This is a genomic window from Streptomyces sp. NPDC002463, from assembly GCF_042889835.1.
Lineage (GTDB): Bacteria > Actinomycetota > Actinomycetes > Streptomycetales > Streptomycetaceae > Streptomyces > Streptomyces nymphaeiformis.
In genome coordinates this window covers 124,814-146,115 of the sequence record NZ_JBIARL010000012.1, presented here as the reverse complement: position 1 = coordinate 146,115, position 21,302 = coordinate 124,814, and the positions used below count along the sequence as shown (strand labels likewise).

The 21,302-nt window shown below is 70.6% G+C and carries 2 protein-coding genes; both read left to right on the top strand.

Going from position 1 to position 21,302, the window contains the following annotated elements:
* Nucleotides 1–6 precede the first annotated feature (6 nt).
* Nucleotides 7–20,004, top strand: a complete 19,998-nt coding sequence (locus tag ACFYX3_RS24460) for a hypothetical protein (protein WP_389017030.1) — start codon at nucleotides 7–9, stop codon at nucleotides 20,002–20,004.
* Between the two features lie 261 nt (nucleotides 20,005–20,265).
* Entirely contained in the window at nucleotides 20,266–21,120 is an 855-nt protein-coding gene (locus tag ACFYX3_RS24455) for a type VII secretion system-associated protein (RefSeq protein WP_389017027.1), read from the top strand.
* Nucleotides 21,121–21,302: the final 182 nt, after the last annotated feature.

Genomic DNA, 21,302 nt, shown 5'->3' with positions numbered 1-21,302 from the left:
CCCGTCATGGCGATCGTGGTTCCTGAGTGGGCGAACGCCCTGCTCCTCGTCGTCATCGGCAGTCGCATGCCGCAGGCCGATGAGGACCTCGCCTACCAGAGCCACGAGTCGTTCAAGGAGTTCTCAGGAAACCTGTACAAGCTGGACGAACTCCTTGAGGAGTCGATCAGAGCGTCGAGCGGAGCGCTCCCGCCCGAGATCGCCGAACGCTACGTCCGCGCCACGCGGATGGTGACTGCCGACGGCGGCACGAACTACCTCCTGGAGTTCGCCAGGCAACTCGACGACATCGCCGGAGGACGCGTGCAGACGTCCATCCAGATCGCCGAGAACAAGGTCAACATCATCGTCGAGCTCGCCGCCCTGGCGTCCCTCCTGTTCACCCTGGACTCCCTGGCGGTCTTCGTCTTCGGCGGAACGGAGAGCCTCGCGACAGCGGCCAAGCTCGCCTACCGGTACAAGATCCTGGGCATGATGGCGCTGCTGATCAAGCGCTTTCACCTCCTGCCGACGCTCGACGAGACGCTCGAAGAGATGTTCACCGCGCTCGCGTCCCGCCTGATCCTCATGGCGACGGCGGCCCCCGGCCGCAAGCCGCACGGCATCGACGTGAAGGACCTTTTCCTCAGCGGCGCGGCGGGAGCGCTCAACGCGGTCTTCGAGCAGCTGTTCCACGGCGCCAAGAACATCATGAAGGGGCTCTTCAAGGACAAGCTCGACCTCGGCCCCGGCTTCGACAAGAAGTTCAACGACAAGAACCAGCTCACGGCGCCGGCCCCGAGCAAGGCGCCGCCGCTGACCACCGGGCAGAAGATCGCGACGACCTCCGCCGACCAGACGGTCGACGCCGCGGGCGCGGGACTGGCGGAGTACCTGACCGGAGGTGTCCTCTCCGGCTTCAACCCGATGGACTTCTGGGGTGGTGCCGTCAGCACCCTGACCATGTCCGCGGCCGTTCTGGGGGCACAGAAACTCGGCTTCAAGCCGCCGGACCTCTCGTCGTTCCTGAAGAACCTCAACACCGTCCCGCACGCCCCCTCGAAGACGTCGGCAGGGGGTACCACGACCAGCACGGACACCGGCGCCGGCACGAAGCAGCCCTTGGCCGTCACGGATCCGGGCCCAGCTCTGCCGGGGCCCGGCGGGCCGGTCCCGACCACCGGTTCGCACGGGCGGGGCCCGGACCCCGATCTCCCTGGCGAGTTCGTGGGTGGTGCGCCCACGCCGACACCCACCGCCTCGCAGCTCGACGCCCCGGCCCCGTCGTCCGTGACCGGGGGCACCACGTCGTCTTCGGGCCCGGCGACCGTGTCCGGCGGCGGGGGGCAGCAGGGGAGGAACACGGGTGGGTACGAGACCGCCGACCCGGGTTTCGAGTTCCCCGGCGGCGACGAGACAGGCACGGAGACTTTGACCCAGACGGGGGACGGCACCCTTCCCGCGTCGGGCCATGGCACCCCCAGTACCACCGGCACCACCTCGCCCGGCGCACCTCACACCGCGCCCGGTTCCAGGCCTGCCCACACCGGAGGTGAGGTACCTGCCTGGAGCGGACCAGAATCCGAGAACGCCCAGGTCGGCCAAGACGCTGAGGATGCGCCAGGAACCCAGGCCGGCCCCACGTCCGTCAGCGGTCCGGCGACAGCCGTCGGCTCGGGAACGACCCCTGCTCCGTCCGCGCACGGCCAGGCCACCCCCTCCGGCACAGGCGCAGGAACAGGCACGGGCACCGGCACGGGTCAGGCCCACAGTACGAACGGCGTCAACGGCCGCGACACGGAGCGCGACAGTGCTGCGGACACCGACGCGACCGCTTCGAATCCCGGAGGCTCGCCGACCTCGACGCACGCGACCGCGACCACCGTGGACGAACAGGCCGACACGGCGCACACCACCGACGCGTCCGGGGAACCGGCCGCAGCGCCGCACGACGACCGGCCCGTCACCGGCTCCCTCGCGACCGTCTCGACCCCGGGGGCCTCCCCCCGCCTTGCCGACGACACGAACAGCCGCGTCACGGACACCACCGCCGCGGAGGAATCGGAACCGCCCGAAGCCCCTCGGACCGACACCGCCGTGACGGGCCTCGTGACCACCCCCGGAGCTCCAGGAGGCAAGGAGCGCAAGCGGAGGACGGACCCGACCACCGACACGCATGCGCAGTCCACCGGTTCCTCGTCCGCCGCCCCGCAGGAAGCCGGCACACAGGACGAGGACGCAGCCGCCCCCGCGCCCGTGTCCACCGTGTCCCGGACCGACGACGTGCCGGCCACCACGACGGAGAACATCGCCGTGGTCGGCGACGCGTTCACGACCCCGGACGATTCGACTGTCGACCCGGACGACGACGCGATCACGGTCGTCGACACGGTGTCGGACTCCGGCGACACGCTCGCCGGGTCCACCGACGAGACGAAACCGACGACCGACGAGGAGAAGCTCGCCCGCGCCGGCCGCCTGCCCCGGTCGCCGGAGGACATCGCACGCTGGATCGACGGCCTCCCCACCACGAGCAGTGAGACGGACGCCCCCGTCGCGCCCTCCGATGCGAAGCAGCACCCTCTCGCGGGAGCCACCGCCGAGGACGTCACCGTGCGGATGTTCACCGGACCGCAGTCGGACGGACGAACCACGCCGGAGCTGGGGCAGGGACCGGCCGACCAGACATCCGCGCAACCCACGCCTCCGGCTCCCGCGCCGTACCTATGGGACGCCCTGATCGCGCCCCACGAGACCGCGCCGTCGCCCGCCCCGTCCGAGGCGGGCCCGTCCGCCGCGCGCCGCCCAGGTGACTACTCCGCCTCCGCCACCGGGTTCGGCGGCGACTGGGGTGGGTGGAAGCCGGGCCTCGACGAATCGGCCGAGGGCGTCGGCGGCATCTCGGCGAAGAACTCGGGGAGGCTGCGGAAGCTCAGCCGCGACTTGAACCTCGTCATCGTGACCCGGGACGTGAACGAGTACGCGGCGGCCTGGCTGGAGAAGGGGGCGATGCCCAAGCCGATGGGCATCAAGGCGAAGTCGCTCACCCCGCACGACCGGATCATCAGCGGTTCCCGGTTCTCGGAGGAGCAGCTCGGCCTGGTGGCACTCTTCGACCCGGAGCTGCCCGCCGACCTCTCGGCGTACGGCGAGCAGGAACAGGAGGCGATCCGACGGCGGTACGAGAGCCGCAAGAACGAGTTCGGGAAGTACGGGGACAAGCTGACGGGACCGGACAGTTCGTTCGCCGTCGTCGACGGGATCGTCCATCACAAGGAGGGCGACGGCCTCCGGCCGGTGGCCGCCGACATCGACCTGTTCGACCTCTTCACCCCGGTCAACGGGTCGTCCCTCTCGCCGGGAACCTACGAGCGGAGTTCACAGCAGATCCAGGACCAGTTCAGTCCGGTCGTGCACGGCGCCCTCATGTACTGGGGCCCCCAGGACGACGAGGGCAAGGCGATCTTCAAGGGTCTCGTCGGCGACGTCGAGAACGGAGAGAAGGTCAACACGTTCTTCCCCGACGACCGCCCGCCCACGTACGCGGGCAATTTCTCGCGGAAGAACTCGCTCGCGCACACCACCCTGCTGCCCCGCGGCGCGGCCCCGTTCAAGACGGACCCTGATCCGGACCTGGGCAAGAGCACCAGGCCCGACGCTCCGAGAGCCCGCCGGATACCGATCGGCGGAGAGACGCGGGAGACGATTCACGAACGCGGCTTCTACCGGTTCGTCGCCCCGTTCGAGGGCGGAACCGTCTACGTCAGGGACACCCTGGTCGGCGACCAGGGGATCAGCCCGGCCGTGGACAACCTCGTCACGAGGTTCGTCCACGGGGGCCTGCCCCTGTTCCACGTGCAGGGGCAGGCCGATCCGGAGCCGAGGACGGGATACCAGGGTGAGCCGGTCACCCTGAACCCGACGGGCACCGAGGACTTCCCCCGGCACGACGACGCGGGCACGACCAGGTTCGTGGAGCTGTCCACCACGCCCGAAGCCGCCGAACGACGCTTCCGCGAGGCGGGCGCCGCGGGGCCGGCCCCCGGGTACGGGCTGCTCGCCGACACCGTCGTCGCGCCGTACCAGGACATGGTGGTCATCGACGAGAACACGGTCCAGGTGGGCGACGCGGTGGTCGCCGTGCTCACCGACGACCCGCCGGTCACCCTCGTGCCGCGGTCGGCGGCGCAGACGGAGATCACGGTCATGGCCGCCCGCGTCGACGAGGACCCGTACAAGCGGGTTCTCGCGGAGCACCTGTCCAAGGCCACGCTCACCGACGAACAGCGGGCGCACCTCCAGCAGGCCCTCGACACCTATGGGCCGACGGCGGGCAGCACGTCGACGGCGACGCACTCCGAGGTCGACGAGGGGGCCGACACCCCGCCCGACGAGGCCTTCGAGGCGGACCCCCTTCTGCCGGGGCTGACCGACCGGGCGGTGAGGGACGCCGTGGCGCTTCTTCACGCCGAGGGCTTCAGGTTCCCGCTGACGATCGGTACGAGCGAGGCCGATCAACGACAGCGGATGGTCAGCGAGTCCGTGATCCGTACGGTCGCAAGGTTCCTGGAGTCCCGGGGCCGGGCCCAGGCCGTGCCGTTCACGCGGGCTTTCACCTCCCGGATCTTCGAGCTGTTCCCCCACCTGCAGAACGTCGACTCTCTGCCGGGCGGAGCCGGTGGGGTCGAGATCGAGACGAACTTCGGCCTCGGGCTCGGAGAGACGGCACTGGACTTCCCCACACACCTGTTCAGGGTGCCGGGCATGGTCGAGGCACACTTCGACCGTAACAGTGACGGCAACCCCATCGTGGAACTCGTCACCGCCCCGATGGCGCATCTCGACGACGAGGCGCGTCCGGACTTCGAATCCGTTTTCCCTCTCCTCTCGTCCCTCGTCGAGCAGCTCGAAGACCATCCTGGGGAAATACTCGAAGAGGTGTTTCCGCCTGACATCTATCAGTATTCGGAGGACGCGGACGGGGCGGGACTCGTCATCGGTGACCAAGAGGCATCGCCCTGGTGGTTGCAGTTCACCACCGGAATACCGATCTACGGGCTGTACGACTTCCATGCGTGGGTCGTCGCGAGCTCTGGCGCCCGGGACTCTTTTCTGCACGACGTTCACAGAAATGCTGCGGATGAGTTCGCCAGGAGCGTGACCGCCAGGTTCGCCCGCGTACCGGTCTCCCAAGTCGACCTGCTGAGGGGCGACTACGCCGCATGGTCACTTCTCGGCTACTCGAAGGTGGTGCTCTACCCGCACGTCGACGCTTCCCTGAGAATGAGGATGTCTCGCGATCTGAACGAGGCGTACGGGGCTCAAGGAAGGCTCGGCCTCAAGAAGAACATGCTCGATCTCGCTTCGAGGACATCCTTCAACGGGACGCTTCAGGGGCTCCCGTCGGTGGCCCGTGCTTTCCTCGCCAAGGAGCGGGACTGGATTCATGGAGAGTTCGAAAGGGTCTTCGCCCGGAACAACGGTCTGCTCGTCGAGGAATACCTGCAGGGGTCGGAGCATCAGTCGATCCTCGATGCTGGACTTTTCGACTCCGATGTGACTCCCACTCATTCCCAGTACCTCGACGACGGCCTCTTCGAAGACATCGAAGAACCTCTGACACAAGGCATCATGGGGGTGCGCAACAACTCGGTCGACCTTGATTACGGTGATTCCGGAGAACTGGCCGTACCCCTGGTGGTCCTGGAAGAGCGGAATCCACGGGACCAGGGTCGGAACGTGGAGCAGGTGGAGCTCAGCTGGGCACTGAGAAGGGACGTGGCCCGGGCGTTGTACACCGCCGCCCTCCAAGTTTCCGAGACCTGTGAGGACCTTCCCCCCGACCCGGATGAGGACTGGTCGCAGCCGGTCCCCGAGGAGCCGGGGGACGAGCATGCCGTGGCGGAGGTAGCCTCGTTCGACTGGCGGTTCCCGGACGATGGTGACGAACACCTGGATTACTGGGCACCCCGGCTCAACGATGCCGGCGCGGAGATTCATCGAAAAAAGTCGAAGAATCCGGGGAAGGCATTCCAGGCGCTTGATGCGGCTCGTTCCGTCATGAGTGCCTATCATCGACCACCGCCCGCGCCGTCGGCCCATCCCACCGTCGACGAACAGACCTATCGCGACCTGTACCAGAGCATTCTGAATCATGCCGCCCTCATCATCCTGAACACGCGCGATCACGAGGAAGCACGTGTCCGGATCGAGGAGGACATGGAGGATCTCAGCCATGCGTTCAGGACCGCTCCGCCCTCCCCGGACCAGGTGACTCGGCAGCCGCACCGCACCGGGCAGGGCCGGGAAGCGCAGGTCCTCATGGCCCAGACGGATCACGTGCTGTCCGCCGGGATCGACCGGCTCCTGGCCGATCCGCGCATCACAGGGCAGCTTTCCGACCGGCACCTCGACGTCCTGCGCCGCGCGCAGCGGTCCGCCCCGTCCGATGTGCCCACCATCGTCGTCACGCCCCCCGACGACGACCCGGCGCCCGTGCGCACCGTCGCCGCGGCCCCGGACACGCCCGCCGCCCCGGGCCCGAGTGACACGCGCCCGGCTGACGGAGCCCCCACCGAGCCGTCGGCCGAGGCCGCGTCCTTCGAGCCGCGGGCCGAGGCGCCGCGTGTGCGTTTCGCCGACGGCACCAGGCCCGGCACCGCCGCCGCCAAGCCCGAGACCGCCAAGCCCGAGACCGGCACGTCCGTCACCGACGCGCCGGTGCAGACCGTCGACGCCCAGCTCGCGACCCGCCGGCCGCCCCGCATCGTCCGCTCGCTGCCCGCGCCGCCGGCGGACGGCCGACGCGTCGTGTTCAGCGACGGCAGCGAACTGCCGTTCTACGTGACGGGCAACGGCGTCCACGGCGTCGTCAGCGGCGCGTACGGACACGCGCGCGTCACGCTCCGCGACGCGACCGCGGTCGTGGCGGAGATCGCCTCCCGGACCGGCCTGTCCCGTACGGAAGAGGGCAGCGGCCAGGCGCGCGTGCTGGACGACCTCACGCGTGCCCTGCGGGACACCCCCGCGGTGTTCCACGGCGAGGGCTACCGGTCGCCCGTGTTCCTGGACCGGCACGGCCGGCCGCGCATCCTGCGGGTCACCACCCGCCCGTACGACAACTGGGAGCGGTTCGCCGACAGCTTCGGCGACCCGTACAAGTTCGACACGGTGCAGCGGAGCCAGTTCTCCGTCGGGTCCAACGTCATGCAGAGCTCCTCGCGGCGGGTGACCCCCTCGCTCGGGTTCGGCCCCACTCCCGGAAACATGGGCGCCGTCGTCCGGGTCGGCGGTGGCATGGGGCTGACGAAGTCCTACGACTACGCCCTGTACGACCAGACGCTGCAACAGAGCGAGACCCGGTCCCAGGAGGGCTCGCACCTGCACCTGGCCGACGTCCACTACGAGGTGGAGATCGTCAGCCCGGAGCACAGGCCGACGGACGAGGTCTTCCCCGGGGAGAGCCACTTCTCCTTCACCGTGCGCTCCGGCCTGACGGTCCGTCTGCCCGACGACGTGACCATGCCGACGCGCGGCACCTGGGCGCCACGCGTCCTGGACTTCGCCCCGAACTCCCACGTCCGCTTCGTGCGCACCGAGGAGTTCGGCCCCGTCGGCCCGCTCCGTGCCTGGGCCCTGAGCCAGGTGGACGCCAAGGCGGACGACCCGGCGTACGAGACGATCAGCGCGTTCTTCAGCTCCGAGAACTTCGGGCTGATCGCCCAGCGGGCGGTGCAGGGTCCCGTCCCGACCGGACCGCTGCGCGGTGAGCGGGGCCGGCGCCCGCTCGGAGCGTTCGTCGTCGAGCGGATGGTGCCGGTCCAGGGGCTGCTGTTCAACGAGACCACGGCCGCAGAAATGCGGTACACGGTGCAGCAGGCGGTGCGCAACGAGCAGGTGATCGGACGGACGTTCTCCCAGCAGGTCTTCGGCAGCGTGGGCCCCAGCATCACGTTCGACGAGTTCTTCGGCGGCGTGGCCGGACTGCGTGCCCTGCTCGCGCTCTACGTCCGGCACGGCCGCTCCAGCACCAAGTCGCAGGCGTTCGGCGGTACCGCGAACCGCAAGATCGCGGGCCAGGTGAAGGACACTCCCACCGAGCTGTACATCGTCTTCAAGGACGTCCACGTACGCCGGACCGGCGACGCGGAGCCGCGGAAGTTCCGGGTGTGGAGCCTCGACCGGATCCCACGCGGCGAGGCCCGCCGGCTCGCGGGCTGGGACGACGGCACGACCCGACCGCTCCCGGAGGGCCTCGCGCCGGTTCCACCCGTGTACCTGAAGCGGGACCATCCGGTCGTCCTGGGCATGAGCCGCCCCGAGGCCCTGCTGTTCGACTCGGATGTGACCCCCGCCGGCACGGACGCGGACACCGACACGGACTCCTCGTCCCCGGGCACGGTCCGGGGCACCTCCACGGTCAGGTCCACGGCCCCGTCCGCGGGCCGTCCCGACGCCGCGTCCCTGTTCCGGACCGACGCCGCGTCCGAGGCGGGGTCCGTCGCGAGGTCCGACGCCCCGTCCGTGACCGGGTCCGACGCCGCGTCCGAGGCGGGGTCCGTCGCGAGGTCCGACGCCCCGTCCGTGACCGGGTCCGACGCCGCGTCCATGGTCAGGTTCGACGGCATGTCCACCGTCAGGTCCACGGCCCCGTCCGTCGCCAGGTCCGTGGCCAAGTCGGTGGCCAGGTCCGTCGCCGACACCCTGCGGCCCACCCCGCTCCAGGTCTTCGTCGAGCGGGTCGTCGAGGAGGCCGCCGCCCGCTACCCGGACATGCTCGCCCCGCTGAAGGAGCTGGGCGCGCCCCGCACCCGCAGCTGGATGAAGACGCCGGAGGCGCTGACGGGCGAGATCGAGCGGTACGAGCTCAAGCTCCAGAACACCCTGACCATCCTCAACGCGCTGTCGCCGGACGCCGTGGCCGCGAACCTGGAGACCCTGGCCACCACCGGCGTGACCATCCAGCTGGTGGCCCCCGGCCCCGGTCCGGGGCGCATCAGCCGGGCCCACCGGTACATCCGGATCAGCGCCGAGCTGACCGACCTGCGCCACGAAGGCGCCCAGGACGACCGGCTGCTGCGCCTCGGCACCACTGCCACCGCGCGGCTGGACGCCTCGCAGAACGTGGTCCACACCGACGAGTTCGGCGTCGACCTCACGGCCGGGGTGCGCGACGGCATGCGGGACGAGCTCGGGGTCCCGGCGAACATGGGCTACGTCGGGGTCGGGCCCCGCAAGGTGCTCAGCACCGGTCGCCGTTCGGGCTACGGCTCCACGGCGTCGTACGAGACGACGCACATCGGCACCACCACCTCCCAGCTGTACTCGTACCGCTTCTCCCTGCGCGCGGAGATCGGCGGGTACTGGCGCCTGCGGAGCCTGCTGAGGGGTTCCCTGTCCCTGGGCGTCCTGGGCACCCAGTCCTTCGTCATGCACGAACCGCTGACGGAACTGGTCGGCGGCGACGAGACGACGGGTCGTGTCCTGCTGGCCGTGTCCGACGAGCACACCACCCCGGCACCCGCTCCCGTACCGCCGGGGCAGGAGACCGAACGGCGTGCGGGACAGGGGGTGCCGGAGCCGCGCGTCACCAGGCTGAACGCCCGACGGGCCAGGGACATCATCACCGGCACCGCGGCCCCGGGCACCCCCTTCCGCGACCTGCCGTACCACGTCCTCGGCGTCGGGGCGCACCCCGAACTCGCGCAGGCGGCCGCGGCGGCCCTGAGCGAGGCGTCACAGGGCTCCTGGCACCTCAGCGAGCCCGGCGCGCCCGCGCACGAGACCGCGCTGCGTTCCCTGCTGTCGCAGTACCTGACGGCCAACCACGACCAGTCCACGGGCCCCGTCGGCCACTCCGTCAACGGCCTGTTCGGCGCGGGCCCCTACTACGACCGGCGCGGCGTCCTCCACCACCGGCTGCGCGTCGAGAACCCGAGGGTGGTGACGGAGCCGACGAACCTCGAGATCGAACAGGTCCTCGGCGCCGACACCCAGACATCGGGTGCCCTCGTGAACATCGACGGCATCACCTGGGGCCTCGCCCTCTCGTACTGGCAGACCCACGACGAGGGACCCGGGATCTACGGGGCCTACGGCGGGCTCGGCAGCAGGACCATGTCGTCGGTCCAGTCCGACACGGTCACCCGCTCCGCCCTGGAGGACGTCAACCCGACCATCAAGGGCCGTCACGTACTGGTCGTCGGCGACACCGTTCACGAAGTCGCCGCGCACGCCAACGTGGACGGGCTGCTCACACCCGCACACGCTCTCGCGACCCTGCACCGCGACCACTGGGCGGCACGGCGGCTCGACATCCCCGCCGGCTGGTACGGACACCTCTCCGAGAAGACGGCCCACCGTCTCGGCCTCCTCCAGGACCACCTGGGCGACGTACCGCTCTACACCGAGCGGCGCTGGGATCCCCTGCTGCCCGGCGACCCGTTCGCGACCTACCCCGTCAACAGCCTCGACACGAGCGAGGTCCTCGCCGGGTTCGAGCGCAAGCTGCGGGACGCCGGCGTCGGCCAGACCGGCCGGGAGCGCATCCGTTCCCTGCTCGCCTCCCGGCCCATGCGGGCCCTGCGCGGCCAGATGTCCGGGACCGGGAAACAGACCCAGGTACGCGCCGGTGTGTCGGTCCGGCGGTGGAGCCTCGGCGGAAACAGGGCGGTCGAGATCCGGCTCGTGCCCGGTACGCCGCGGTTCGACGGCCTCGGACACGGCACGACCCTCAAGATCGGCCGGCAGGCCACCGAGACGAGCGAGCAGTCCTCCGGCAAGCTCAAGCACTGGGCCCTCGCGGCCCTCGTCACGAGCAACATCCGCACGGGCCACGGGCTGTTCCGGGCGGTCGGCCCCAGCTTCATCGAGCGAGGCACCAGTACCCGCCAGAGCGCGAACAGCCGTACCGAGGCACGGCTGAAGGGCAAGGCGCTCACCCTCGACGAGCCGTACACCGAGCAGCTGACGCCGTACGAACTCCACCTCTCCTTCCACCGCGGCGACGGGAAACCACCCGTCGTGCACTCCGGTCCGGTCGGCACCGTCCGCGACCAGGTGCCGATGTCCATGAGCGTGCCGGTCATGGACACCCCCGCCGCCTCCGGCGTTCAGGCCGTCGCCGACGACCCGCTGGGTCCACCGCGGCCGACGGAGCCCGAGCGGACGATCACCCCGTGGGCGGCGGGAGACGTCAACCGGCGGAAGATCGACGCATGGCGCACCCGCGGCCTGCCCGGCGGCCGGCCCTTCACCCCCGACCGGACCGGCTGGTTCCCCGGGGAGGTCACCGGCCTCGCCACCCTCGAGGAAGCCGCGGCCGTCGCCGTCGCCCGCGCCTACGGCACCGAGCTCGACCTGCCCGCAGGACAGCGCGCGACCGACGCGTCCCTCGACAAGGCCCTCGCCGAGATCCGCACCACGGGACTGACCAAGACGGGCACCGCGTCCGCGCTGGCGCTGCGCGAAGGCATGAGCAACGCCGCCCTGACCGCGTTCTACGACGACAGCACCACGGCCTCCGGCCACCAGGTGGTCGGGCTGACGGACGACGCGCTGATCGGCAGCGCGTCGGGCTCGCTACGCCTCTACTCCCGGCCCGACCTCACCGGTGCCCGGCTGATGTCGGTGGCCCCGGCGGTCAAGATGGAGGCCACGCTCAGGAACACCGCCGGCGGCGACAGCCTGGTCGGCATCAGCCACGACCAGCAGCTGATGTTCGCCGCCAACGCCCAGGCCAGCACGGCGGAGGCGGGGCAGGCCCTGCCCGCCTTCTCACCCGCGGACGGCTCGGGCACCGAGGCCGAGGGCAGCAAGCAGGCCGACGCCAACGCGGGCCAGATCACCCTCAAGCCCACGGTCGGCCGGGCGTTCCTGTTCGAGGTGCCGACCGCCTGGCTCGCGGTGAGCGAGGTGGAGCACCAGATCAAGGACAGCAGGCCGGCGAAGTGGCTGGCCGAACAGCTGGGCCCGTTCGGGCGCGTACGGCCGGGCCCACAGGCCGTCGAGACCCGCGGCCACGTCCTGACCTGGCTCAGCGAGGACGTCGCGCGACAGCACGGGCTGATCACCGACGAGAACTTCCCGGCCGACGTCGCCAAGGCCTGGGAGGAGGTCGCCAAGGCGGGCAAGGCGTGGGAGACGGCGGACAAGACCTACTGGGACAGACGGCGTGCGCTGCAGAAGGGACGCGACGAGCTGCGCGCCGAGTACCGGAAGACCCAGGGCTGGATCAGCTCCGCGAAGCACAGGCTGAAGAAGTACGTCGACGCCTTCGGACGCCGCTCGCCGGAGGCGGCCCAGGGCAGGGCCGCCGTACGCAAGGCGAAGGAGGCCGCCGCGGCTTCGCAGGTCGCGCTGAACGAGGATGTGGCACGGCTGAGCCCTTGGCGCACGGCCGCCGTGGACGCCGCGATCGAGTACCACCGGGTGCGGCTCGCCGCGGACCGGCTCACCCGTTGGCACCGGCTGGTCCCCGACAACGTGACGCACGGCCCGGACACACCCCGGAACGGAGTGGCCCGGCCGTCCGCCGAGATCACCTACCGTGAGCCCGCCCCCGTGGAGCCGGCCGACCCCACGCCCGCCCCGGACCGGTTCGGCGAGACCACGGCGGACGACGGGGTGCGTACGCTCACCTCCCCGCCGGAGGTCGGTGGCAGCCCGTGGCCCGGCGTGGACACGTACACGGTCCACGACACCCCGCAGGACCACGACAGCTTCTTCCACGCCCTCGCCGGGGCGCTGGACGCCGGTGATGCTCCCGACGACGGGGAAGTACGCGGCAGCGGGGGCGCGCGCACCACCGTCGGGGCCCTGCGGTCGCTGTTCGCCGGCACACTGACCGCGCACGAGAACCAGGACCTGGCGGAGGACCTCGACCCGGAGTCGTTCGGCGTCGTCTCGGCGGACGAGCTCGCCGAGGCAGGCGTCACGTTCCGGGAAGGCAGCCCCGAGCACAAGGAGTTCACCGAAACCCGCCGGATCCCCCTGCACCACCGGCTTCCCGCCGACCAGCGGGCCCGCCTGGCCGCCGTACTGCTCCGGCGCGACGGCAGCCGCCCCGACGACACCGCATGGCAGGCGAGCGTCGCGGACCTGCTGCCCGCCCTTGCCGCCCGGGCTTTCGGCGCGCGCGTGACCGTGGTGGGAACCGGGGGCCTCGTCACCGGGTTCGGCACGGACAACACGCATGCGGGGGCACCGCACCTCGTGCTCCAGCGGGCGGGCGGCCACTTCCGGTACGCCCTGCCCACCGGCGTCCTGTCGTCCGGTGACGTCCCGGCCTCCGAGCCGGCGCAGGAGCAGCCCGAACCCGCGAAGGACAAGGGGAAGGGCAAGGAGAAGGGCAAGGAGCAGGGGCGGGCGAAGAGCGAGGAGCCGGGCAAGGCGGAGGACGGCGCGCGGCAGACGGTTGCGACCCGCTCCGGAGGGGCGTCCCTCACACCGCTCCCGCAGGTGGTCCGACCCGCCCATACCGGCGCCCCCTGGAACACCCGCCAGGCCGAGGGAACCGGCTACACGCGCCGCGGCTCCGCCGCGCTGAGCGGCCCCGACGGCACCGAGTACCGGCTGCACGAACCGACCGGCGACGGCAACGGCTTCTGGCAGGCGCTGGAACAGTCCCTGGCCCCGGCCACACCCGCCACCGGCGACGACGACGCCCACTGGCAGGAAGTGGAGAGGTCCCTCGACCGCAGGGACCGTCTTCCGGTCAACCGGGTCATGGGCCAGCGGCTCCCGGACGACGCCGTACTCGACCGTGACACCCCCTTCCCCTACGAGATCCTGCTCTGGGCGAAGGTCGACCTGTCCCCGGTCGGGCAACCGCGCACCGAGCACGGCGAAACTCCCACCCCCGAACAGGAAGCCGACGTCCGCGCGGGGAGGAAGCCGCTCACCCCCGAGCAGCGCGAGCGGTTCCGGACCAACGGCGGACGGCTGCCCGATGACGTCGAGCTGAGCGACGGCCAGCGCCGGAACCTGATCAAGGCCCAGCTGTTCCTCGGCAACGCATGGAACGCCGCCACCGCGGCCACCGCCGCCCAAGTGGCCGCCGACAGCTACGCCGCCGAGATCGTCGTCGTACGCGAGGACGGCACCTACGAGACGTACAGCCCCACCGGCCAAGGCACGGGCGACCCGCGCCCCGGTCGGCGGATCACGCTCTTCCGGCGTGGCTCGGAGTACCTCCTGGCGCGCCCAGAGAAGCGCACCAAGCCGGAGCGCAGCGTCCCCGAGAACAGCGTCCCGGAGGACCGCGCCCCTGAGCCCACCTCCGAGGACACTCCGGCGGACGGAGGCCTCGGGGACCGGCTGACGCAGCGGCTCGACGCCTCCCCCCTCATGGAGACCCATGTCTCCCGGCAGGACCTGGCCGGCCTGAGGCACAACGCCGCGCTCGACGTCACCTGGACCCTCAACCCGGCCGCAACGGTCCCCGTGAAGAACGCCGGCCTGACGCCCCTGGACCGGGCCCGTCTGCTCCTGCGCCGACCGGGACTCGACGAGGAGCTGGCCGCGGAGCTCCGTACGCTGCCCGCTCTCGGCCCACTCGCGGCCACCCCGGGGGACGACGCCGGCGACGTGCTCGTCGACCCGGACACCGCCGGTCCCGAGCCTGACGCCTCACAGACCGTGCCCGAGCCCGCCCCTCAGGACCAGGACGCACGGATCCCCGAGAACCTCCGCTCCTGGGTGGACCAGCTCGACGAGGACGCCGCCGGCCACGTACCGGACCGCACCAAGCGGCCCGACCACTTCCCCGCGACGCGGGCCGCGGCCTGGCAGCGCTACCTCGCGTCCCACGAACGGCTGGCGCAGCTGCACGGGCTCCTCCGCCGCCGGCGTGTCGACGCGGCCCGCGGTGTTCCGGGGCCGGACACCGACGCCCCGGCCCGGGAGCCCATCGCCCTCGCAGCCGCACGCATGCGCCTGCGCATCGACGAGGAAGCGCTGCGCACCTGGGGACACACCGACCCGGAGGGCCTGGTCGTTCGGTACCGGGCTCAGATGTCGGCGTCGTCTCTGCCCGTCGCAGGCCCCGCCACGGTGTCCGGCACAGGAGGGAGTCCCCTCCACTCGACCCCTGAGGCGGGCACCGAAGCCGAGGACGAGCACGAGACGCCCGAGCCCGATGGAACCGTCCAGGAGGCCCGGGAAATCCTCCGCGCGGAGCGGTTCGCTTACCCGATGGTGATCGGCACGAGCGAGGAGGACCAGGCACGGCGCGGCCTCGGCGAGTCCGTGATCCGCTCCGTCGCCGAGATCCTGGATACGCGGGGGAGAACGGAGGCCGTCCTCTTCGCCCGGGCTCTCACCTCCCGCCTGTACGAGGCGTTCCCGGACCTGAAGCGGCGTAGCGGTGTGGCAGGCGGGTCGCCGGCCACGCGCCTCCAAGGGAGCGCGAGCACCTCGGTGTCCGAACCGTCCCGCGTCGCCCCGTCCCCCGGCGTTCCGATGTTTGAGGAGCCGCCCCGTCAGCCGCAGGCCGACTACAGCAAGCTCGGCGGCGAGTTCGAGACCAACTGGCTGCTCACGCTTTCCAAGGATTTCGAGCACGGCGAGATCCTGGCCCGCAGCTCCGAGCTGGAGCTGACAGTGGAGCAGATGGGTGACCTGCCCCCGATACTTGAGGTCGTCGGCAGGCCGATCACCTATCAGAACGAGGCGAGCGGCGTCGAGGAGAACAAGTTCTGGGGGGCCCTCGAGAAGACCCTAGGGATCCTGCGCAGTGGCGCCACTGTGGCCGACCTGTTCGGTGAGCACAACGGCTTCGAGCGTCTCCAGGGCGCGGGGCTGCACGCGGAGCCGGGCAAGGAGTTCATCCTCTCCGCGCAGTGGACCGTGGGCATGCACCCGTCCGAACTCCTCGACTTCCTCCTGGACGACGCACGGCCGATGGCTGAACCGGTTTCCGGTACCGCTCGTCGGGATCTGGAGGCCGGGGCCGCCTTCGCGAAGGAAGTGGCGGCCCGGTTCTTCGCCGAAACACACGACACGGACGGGCTCGATCCTTCGCTGGCCTGGCACCTGCTTGACGACGTCGAATACCGGTCGCTGGCGGGTCTGCTCACGCTGGTGTACACCCACGCGGTGACGGGCGTGCGCTATGCGGCGGACCGTGCGGCGAAGCGGCAGCCGCAACGATGGCTCAAGAGCTACCTCATCGCTGCGTCCCGCCACGACCCGGCAACGTTGGCGCGCGAGCTCACCCCTCGCACACGTGACTTCCTCGACGCCAATAACGACTACGTACTGCAGAAGTTCACCGGACATGCGACGAGCGCGATCCAGCACGTCGAGGATCCGCTCGACAGCGACCTCCTCCACGGAGCGAGCGTCAGGGACTACCTTGAGAACTTCACTCTGTACGAGCCCTCCCGGCGCGTGACTCAGGAGAACCTCAGCATCTACACGGTGTTCCCGGAGCTCGACAACAGGAAGGTGCTGGTCGAGGTACGCGAACTGCCCGACGCCTACAGCATCGGCCAGGCCCGCGAGACCTACGAGACGCTCAAAGAACGTGCCCACCTCCGCTGCGAGACGCTGGCCCGTCGGTCTCCGTCCGGATCCGGCTCCGCGCTGCGCACCTGCCGGGCGATGTCGGCCGACACGGACCTCGCCGGAACTGTCGAGCGCCTGGTGCGGAGCACAGATGAACTCGACACCTTCCGACGCCTTCAGCAATACGGGAATCGGCCGCTCTGGCGGGAAGAGGTCGGTCGGCAGGTGCGCCGTGGCCTCGCCCTGGAGCCTGCCGACGGTGTCGGGCAGGACTCCCGACCACTCCCGGACGAACAGGAGCGCGCTCGTACGTCCACGGTTCTGCGTGACTTCGACAAACGTCTGACCGAGTTCGCCGTCTACGTCAACACATCAGCCCCCACGTCGTGGCAGGCGATCCGCAGCACATGGGCACAGGCCATGGCGGAGTCGTCGCGGCTGCACGAGGTACTGACCGGGGAGCGCGGCCCATGGCCGCCGGCGGGCACGCTGGACGACCTTGCCCCGACGGGGTCCGAGGCCCTCGACGACGCCGTGGCACGCGCGGTGGCGGCCCCGGGCGACACGACGGCGCTGCTGGACATTCTTCACCAGCTCCGTGTCCGGAACCGCGAGGCCGGAGGCCAGGAACGCGATCCCGTGGTCAGGGACCTGGAACGTTGGACGCTGTACCGGCTGTCCGATGCGGAAGGCGACAGCGAGAACGTGACCCGCTCCTCGCTCGCCACGGCATCCCCGTCGGCGGGATCGGGGCCCCATGCCGGGCAGCGGAGCTGGCCTCAGCCCTCGGCGGCGGCACTGGAGGAGTGGGCCGACCGCTTCGACAACGCGCGCGACGTCCTCCCTGGGGTGGCGAAGGCCGACCAGCTCCGGCAGCGGGCCCGGCTGATCGTGGACGAGTACCACATCGAACCCCCGACCCGACAGGAGGACGCGTCGGCGGAAGCGAGCGCGTACCGGAAACTGCACAGGCAGGTGGTCGACGTCGTGGCCTTCTTCCTGCATGCCAGAAGCCGCACCACCAATGCGGAGGCCGGCGCGGCTCGCCTCGCCCAGCAGGCGGCCGAAGCCTTCGGCAGCGGTCGCCCCGCCGCCGGCGCGACCGGCCCACAGGTCGAGGTGTGGTCGGCGAACGCCGAGGAAGCCTTCGTGACCGGTGCTCTCGAGACGCTGTGGACCGCGGTGGGGGACAACCGGTTGGCTGATCCGGACACGCAGACCCTGATCGGCCGCCTCGCCTCCTACCGGGAGGTGATGACCGCGCAACAGACAGGCCAGCTGGACTTCCTGGAGCGGTGGTCCCGGTTGTCCGAGCCGCAGCCGCAGCCGCAGCCGCAGCCGCAGCCGCAGCCGCAGCCGCAGCCACAACCCGAGCCTGGCCCTGGTCGCCCGGCGTTCTGGACTTCTCCGGTCGGAAGCCTGCTCCCGTCGCCCTGGGCGGCGGCAGCGAACGACAGGTCGGTGCAGGAGCGCAGGGCGCTGACGCAGCAGCTGCGGGAGGACCTGTTCCCGCAGGAGGCGCGGGCCGCCGGTACCGCGACGGAGGCCGACGTCCGGCAGCGCTGGGCCCCGCACCTCGATGCCGCTGAGTTCGGCAGGTACCCACGCCGACGGCCCAGCGCGGAATCCATGAGCGTCGTCCTGGTCGCCTGCGATGCCGGCAGGCGGCACGGCGACCGCACGGAATCCGCACAGGTCGTGTCGGACATCATCGGAACCACTGTCTTCGCCCCGAGTTCGCTCGTCGACGTCCGCTCGAACCTCGTGAGCCGGGACGACGGCGGGCGGGCCGAGTGGTTGAGGTTCGCTCCCCGGCCGGACGCGGGCGAGCCCTCCCCGCAGGCCATCCGCGACCTGGTCGACGGCGTGACCGAGAGCGTGTTCCGGGAACTCCAGGAGCAACGTCCCGGAACCGGCGAGCCGCACCTGGAGCTGGGTGCCCGGCTCGGCCTCGACGAAGACGGCCAGGCGGATCTGCGGCTGTGCATCGCAGTCCAGGAAGCCTTGCAGGAGGCATTCCGTCCCGGGCTCCTCCATGTCACGTCCGAAGGTGCCGGGATCACCACGCGCAGCGCGGACGACGCGAACCTCGGCGGCGGTGCGGGGCTGGACGGACTGGCACCGCACCACAGTTGGAGCCGCATCACGGAATGGGACGACGTGACCGATGTGCTGGCGCCCGGCGAGATGGGACTGATCGCCTGGCAGCGCCAGGATCGCCCCGGTCATCTCGTCGCGGTGTACCGCCACGCGTCGGCGGACCTGCTGTGGCTTGACCCCACCGCACCGGCCGGCGAGCGCGTCTCCAGCAGCAGCCCGGTCTGGCACGCGGTCAGGGCACGCGCCGTCGTCCTGCGGCCCGGTGGCACCCCGCGCGCCGATGCCCTGCCCCGTACAGTGGAGTCCGCCTCGACCGTTCAGGCCCTCCTCGACGCCCCTGCCGACAGCCGGTACGGCGTTCACCACGCCTACGTCCACCCGGCCGACTCGGAACGAATCCGTGAAAGCCCGCCGGACGACATCCTCTGGCGCTTCAGCCCCCTTCCGCCTGAAAGGATCTTCCTCAGAGGATTCGCGGCCCCCAACCCCGATCGCATCGTCACGCTGAGGCAGTACATGGGGGTGGAGAACGTCGCGCAGTTCATCTCCACGACGCGGGACCGGGACCTCTGGTACAACAACCGCCGGTATCGGTACGAGATCCAGCCGGCCCTGAGCCCGGACCCCGGAGGCAGGACCGGCATCGACACCGGTTCCTTCGAAAGCGAGGTGACCTTCACCTTGCGCATGGAGCCCGAGACCGTCGTGAGCGTCTACGACCGTGACACGGACCGTACGGGCTACTGGAACTCCGCGACGCGCCAGGTGGAATGGAGCAGGGGTGACCTCCAGACAGCCGCGTCGAACCCCTACCGGGCAAGAGGCTCGTCGTCGCAGCACCACGCGTCCTCGCACCGGACATCCGTGCCCCAGCCGTCGTCGCATCAGTCGTTGTCACAGCCCCAGCCGCCGTCGTCACACCCCGGTCGTGCCGGGGGTTCGCAGAGCGCCGTGATTCCGCTGGCGATACAGGCCGCTCGTGCTCAGCGGATCTCGCCCTACCAGCAGATGTCCCACAAGCCGCCGGCATCGAGTTCCGGGCTCGCGACGAACACCTCGGCAGGAACGTCCGGCAACGGAACCCGTTTCCCAGGGCTCTACGCCGGAGGAACCCTGTACCAGGGCGGATACGCGGCACCACAGCGGCAAACCCGTCATCAGCAGGCCCTCCACCAGCAGGTTCCGTCTCTTCAGGCCCCCTTCCAGCAGGCGGCGCCCCCGGCTGTCGGCGCGCAGCCGACGGCCGATCCCGCCTTCGAGCACGTGGCGCCCCCGGCTGTCCACGTGCCGCCGACGACCGATCCCGCGTCCCACCAGCCTCCCGCCACGCCCTCCGTCTCTCAGATCCCGGACCACAACGCAGTCCATGAGGAAAGCAAGAAGAAGAGCCTCTTCTCAAAGATCTTCAAGAAGAAATGACACCCTCCGACTGCGGTAGCGCGTCACCGATGCCACAGCCACCCCGTCCGGCGGCCTTCCAGACCGGTCGCATCCGGTGCCGGCCCTTCGACTCGGCCTCGTGGAAACGTGTGCTCGGCTGGGGAGGCGGCCCTTCATCCGGCACCGCATCGTAGGGGCGAATCGATGTGTGAGCATGGTCGGAACACATGTGCATGCACCTCGCGACCGTGCCTGATCGGGCAGGCGCGAACCATCTCATCCCGAAAGGCTGATGACCGGATGGCCGATGTGGCCGAGACACCGCGGCACGAAGAACCGCTGACCGATGTGCCGGACCCGATCCGGGAGGCCGCGCGGGCGGCCCCCGACCACTGGTTCGGCATGGTCGACCCCGCCTGGCGGGGCGAGGACGCTCCACCGAACTGGGCGGTGGTCGGACAGTACCGGTCCGACTCCAGGGGAGAGGTGGTCGAGTGGCGGTACAACGACGACTATCGGCCCTCCCCGAGCGCGAACGGCTGGCCTGAGCCCACCGATCCGGTCGACGAGGCGATCCAGCTCGCGGCCGCCGGGTACGGCCCGGAGGACGACGTCTTCCGGCTGCTCGCCGATGCGGAGGTCGGCATCATGCTCGCGCCTGACGGCAGCCCGGTCCAGGCATGCAGTCCGGACGGCACTCCTGTCGTTCCGGTCTTCACCTCGAACGCCCAGCTCTGGTCCGGCGGACGGTACGCGGGGCGCACCCTCCCGGTACGGGGACTCGTACGTGATCTCGGCGACGCCACGTACCTCTACGTGAATCCCGCGGGTGCGGTCAGCATGACCGTCGCCCCGGCGCAGCTGGCGACGGACGCGGTGGCCGAGCAGCCCCAGGAGACCACCGTGGCGGCCCCCCGCAGTCTGCCCGACGTCGCTCCCGAGGGGGCCGGCGAGCAGGGCCCCGAAGTGGCCGACGAGGGGGCCGCCGACGAGCACGACACCGAGGCGGATGACGGGGTGCCCGACGAGCAGGATCCCGAGCCGGCCGCTGAGCAGGGCTCCGATCGGGAAAGCGGCAACCGAAACGTCGGTCCCCCATCGGTCTCCTCCACCCAGGAACACCTCGTCAACATCCTCAGTGGCGGAACCGGCTGATGCTTCGTCTCGTTTGAAATGCTCGGCCCTCGGCGGAGATCCCACCAGCCCAGACATAGGTGTGTTCATCGGAGAGTCCGCGAACCCTAGAATCGAAGACTGAACACCCGCACGTCATCGACCATAGGTGTTCTGAGGCAACGGCACACCAGCTCGCCCGCCCGTGATGTCACATCAGAATG

What these genes read in the sequence shown, in the direction of transcription:
- ACFYX3_RS24460 (WP_389017030.1), top strand. Translation starts at nt 7, where the DNA reads ATGGCGATCGTGGTTCCTGAGTGGGCGAACGCCCTGCTCCTCGTCGTC.
- ACFYX3_RS24455 (WP_389017027.1), top strand. Translation starts at nt 20,266, where the DNA reads ATGGCCGATGTGGCCGAGACACCGCGGCACGAAGAACCGCTGACCGAT.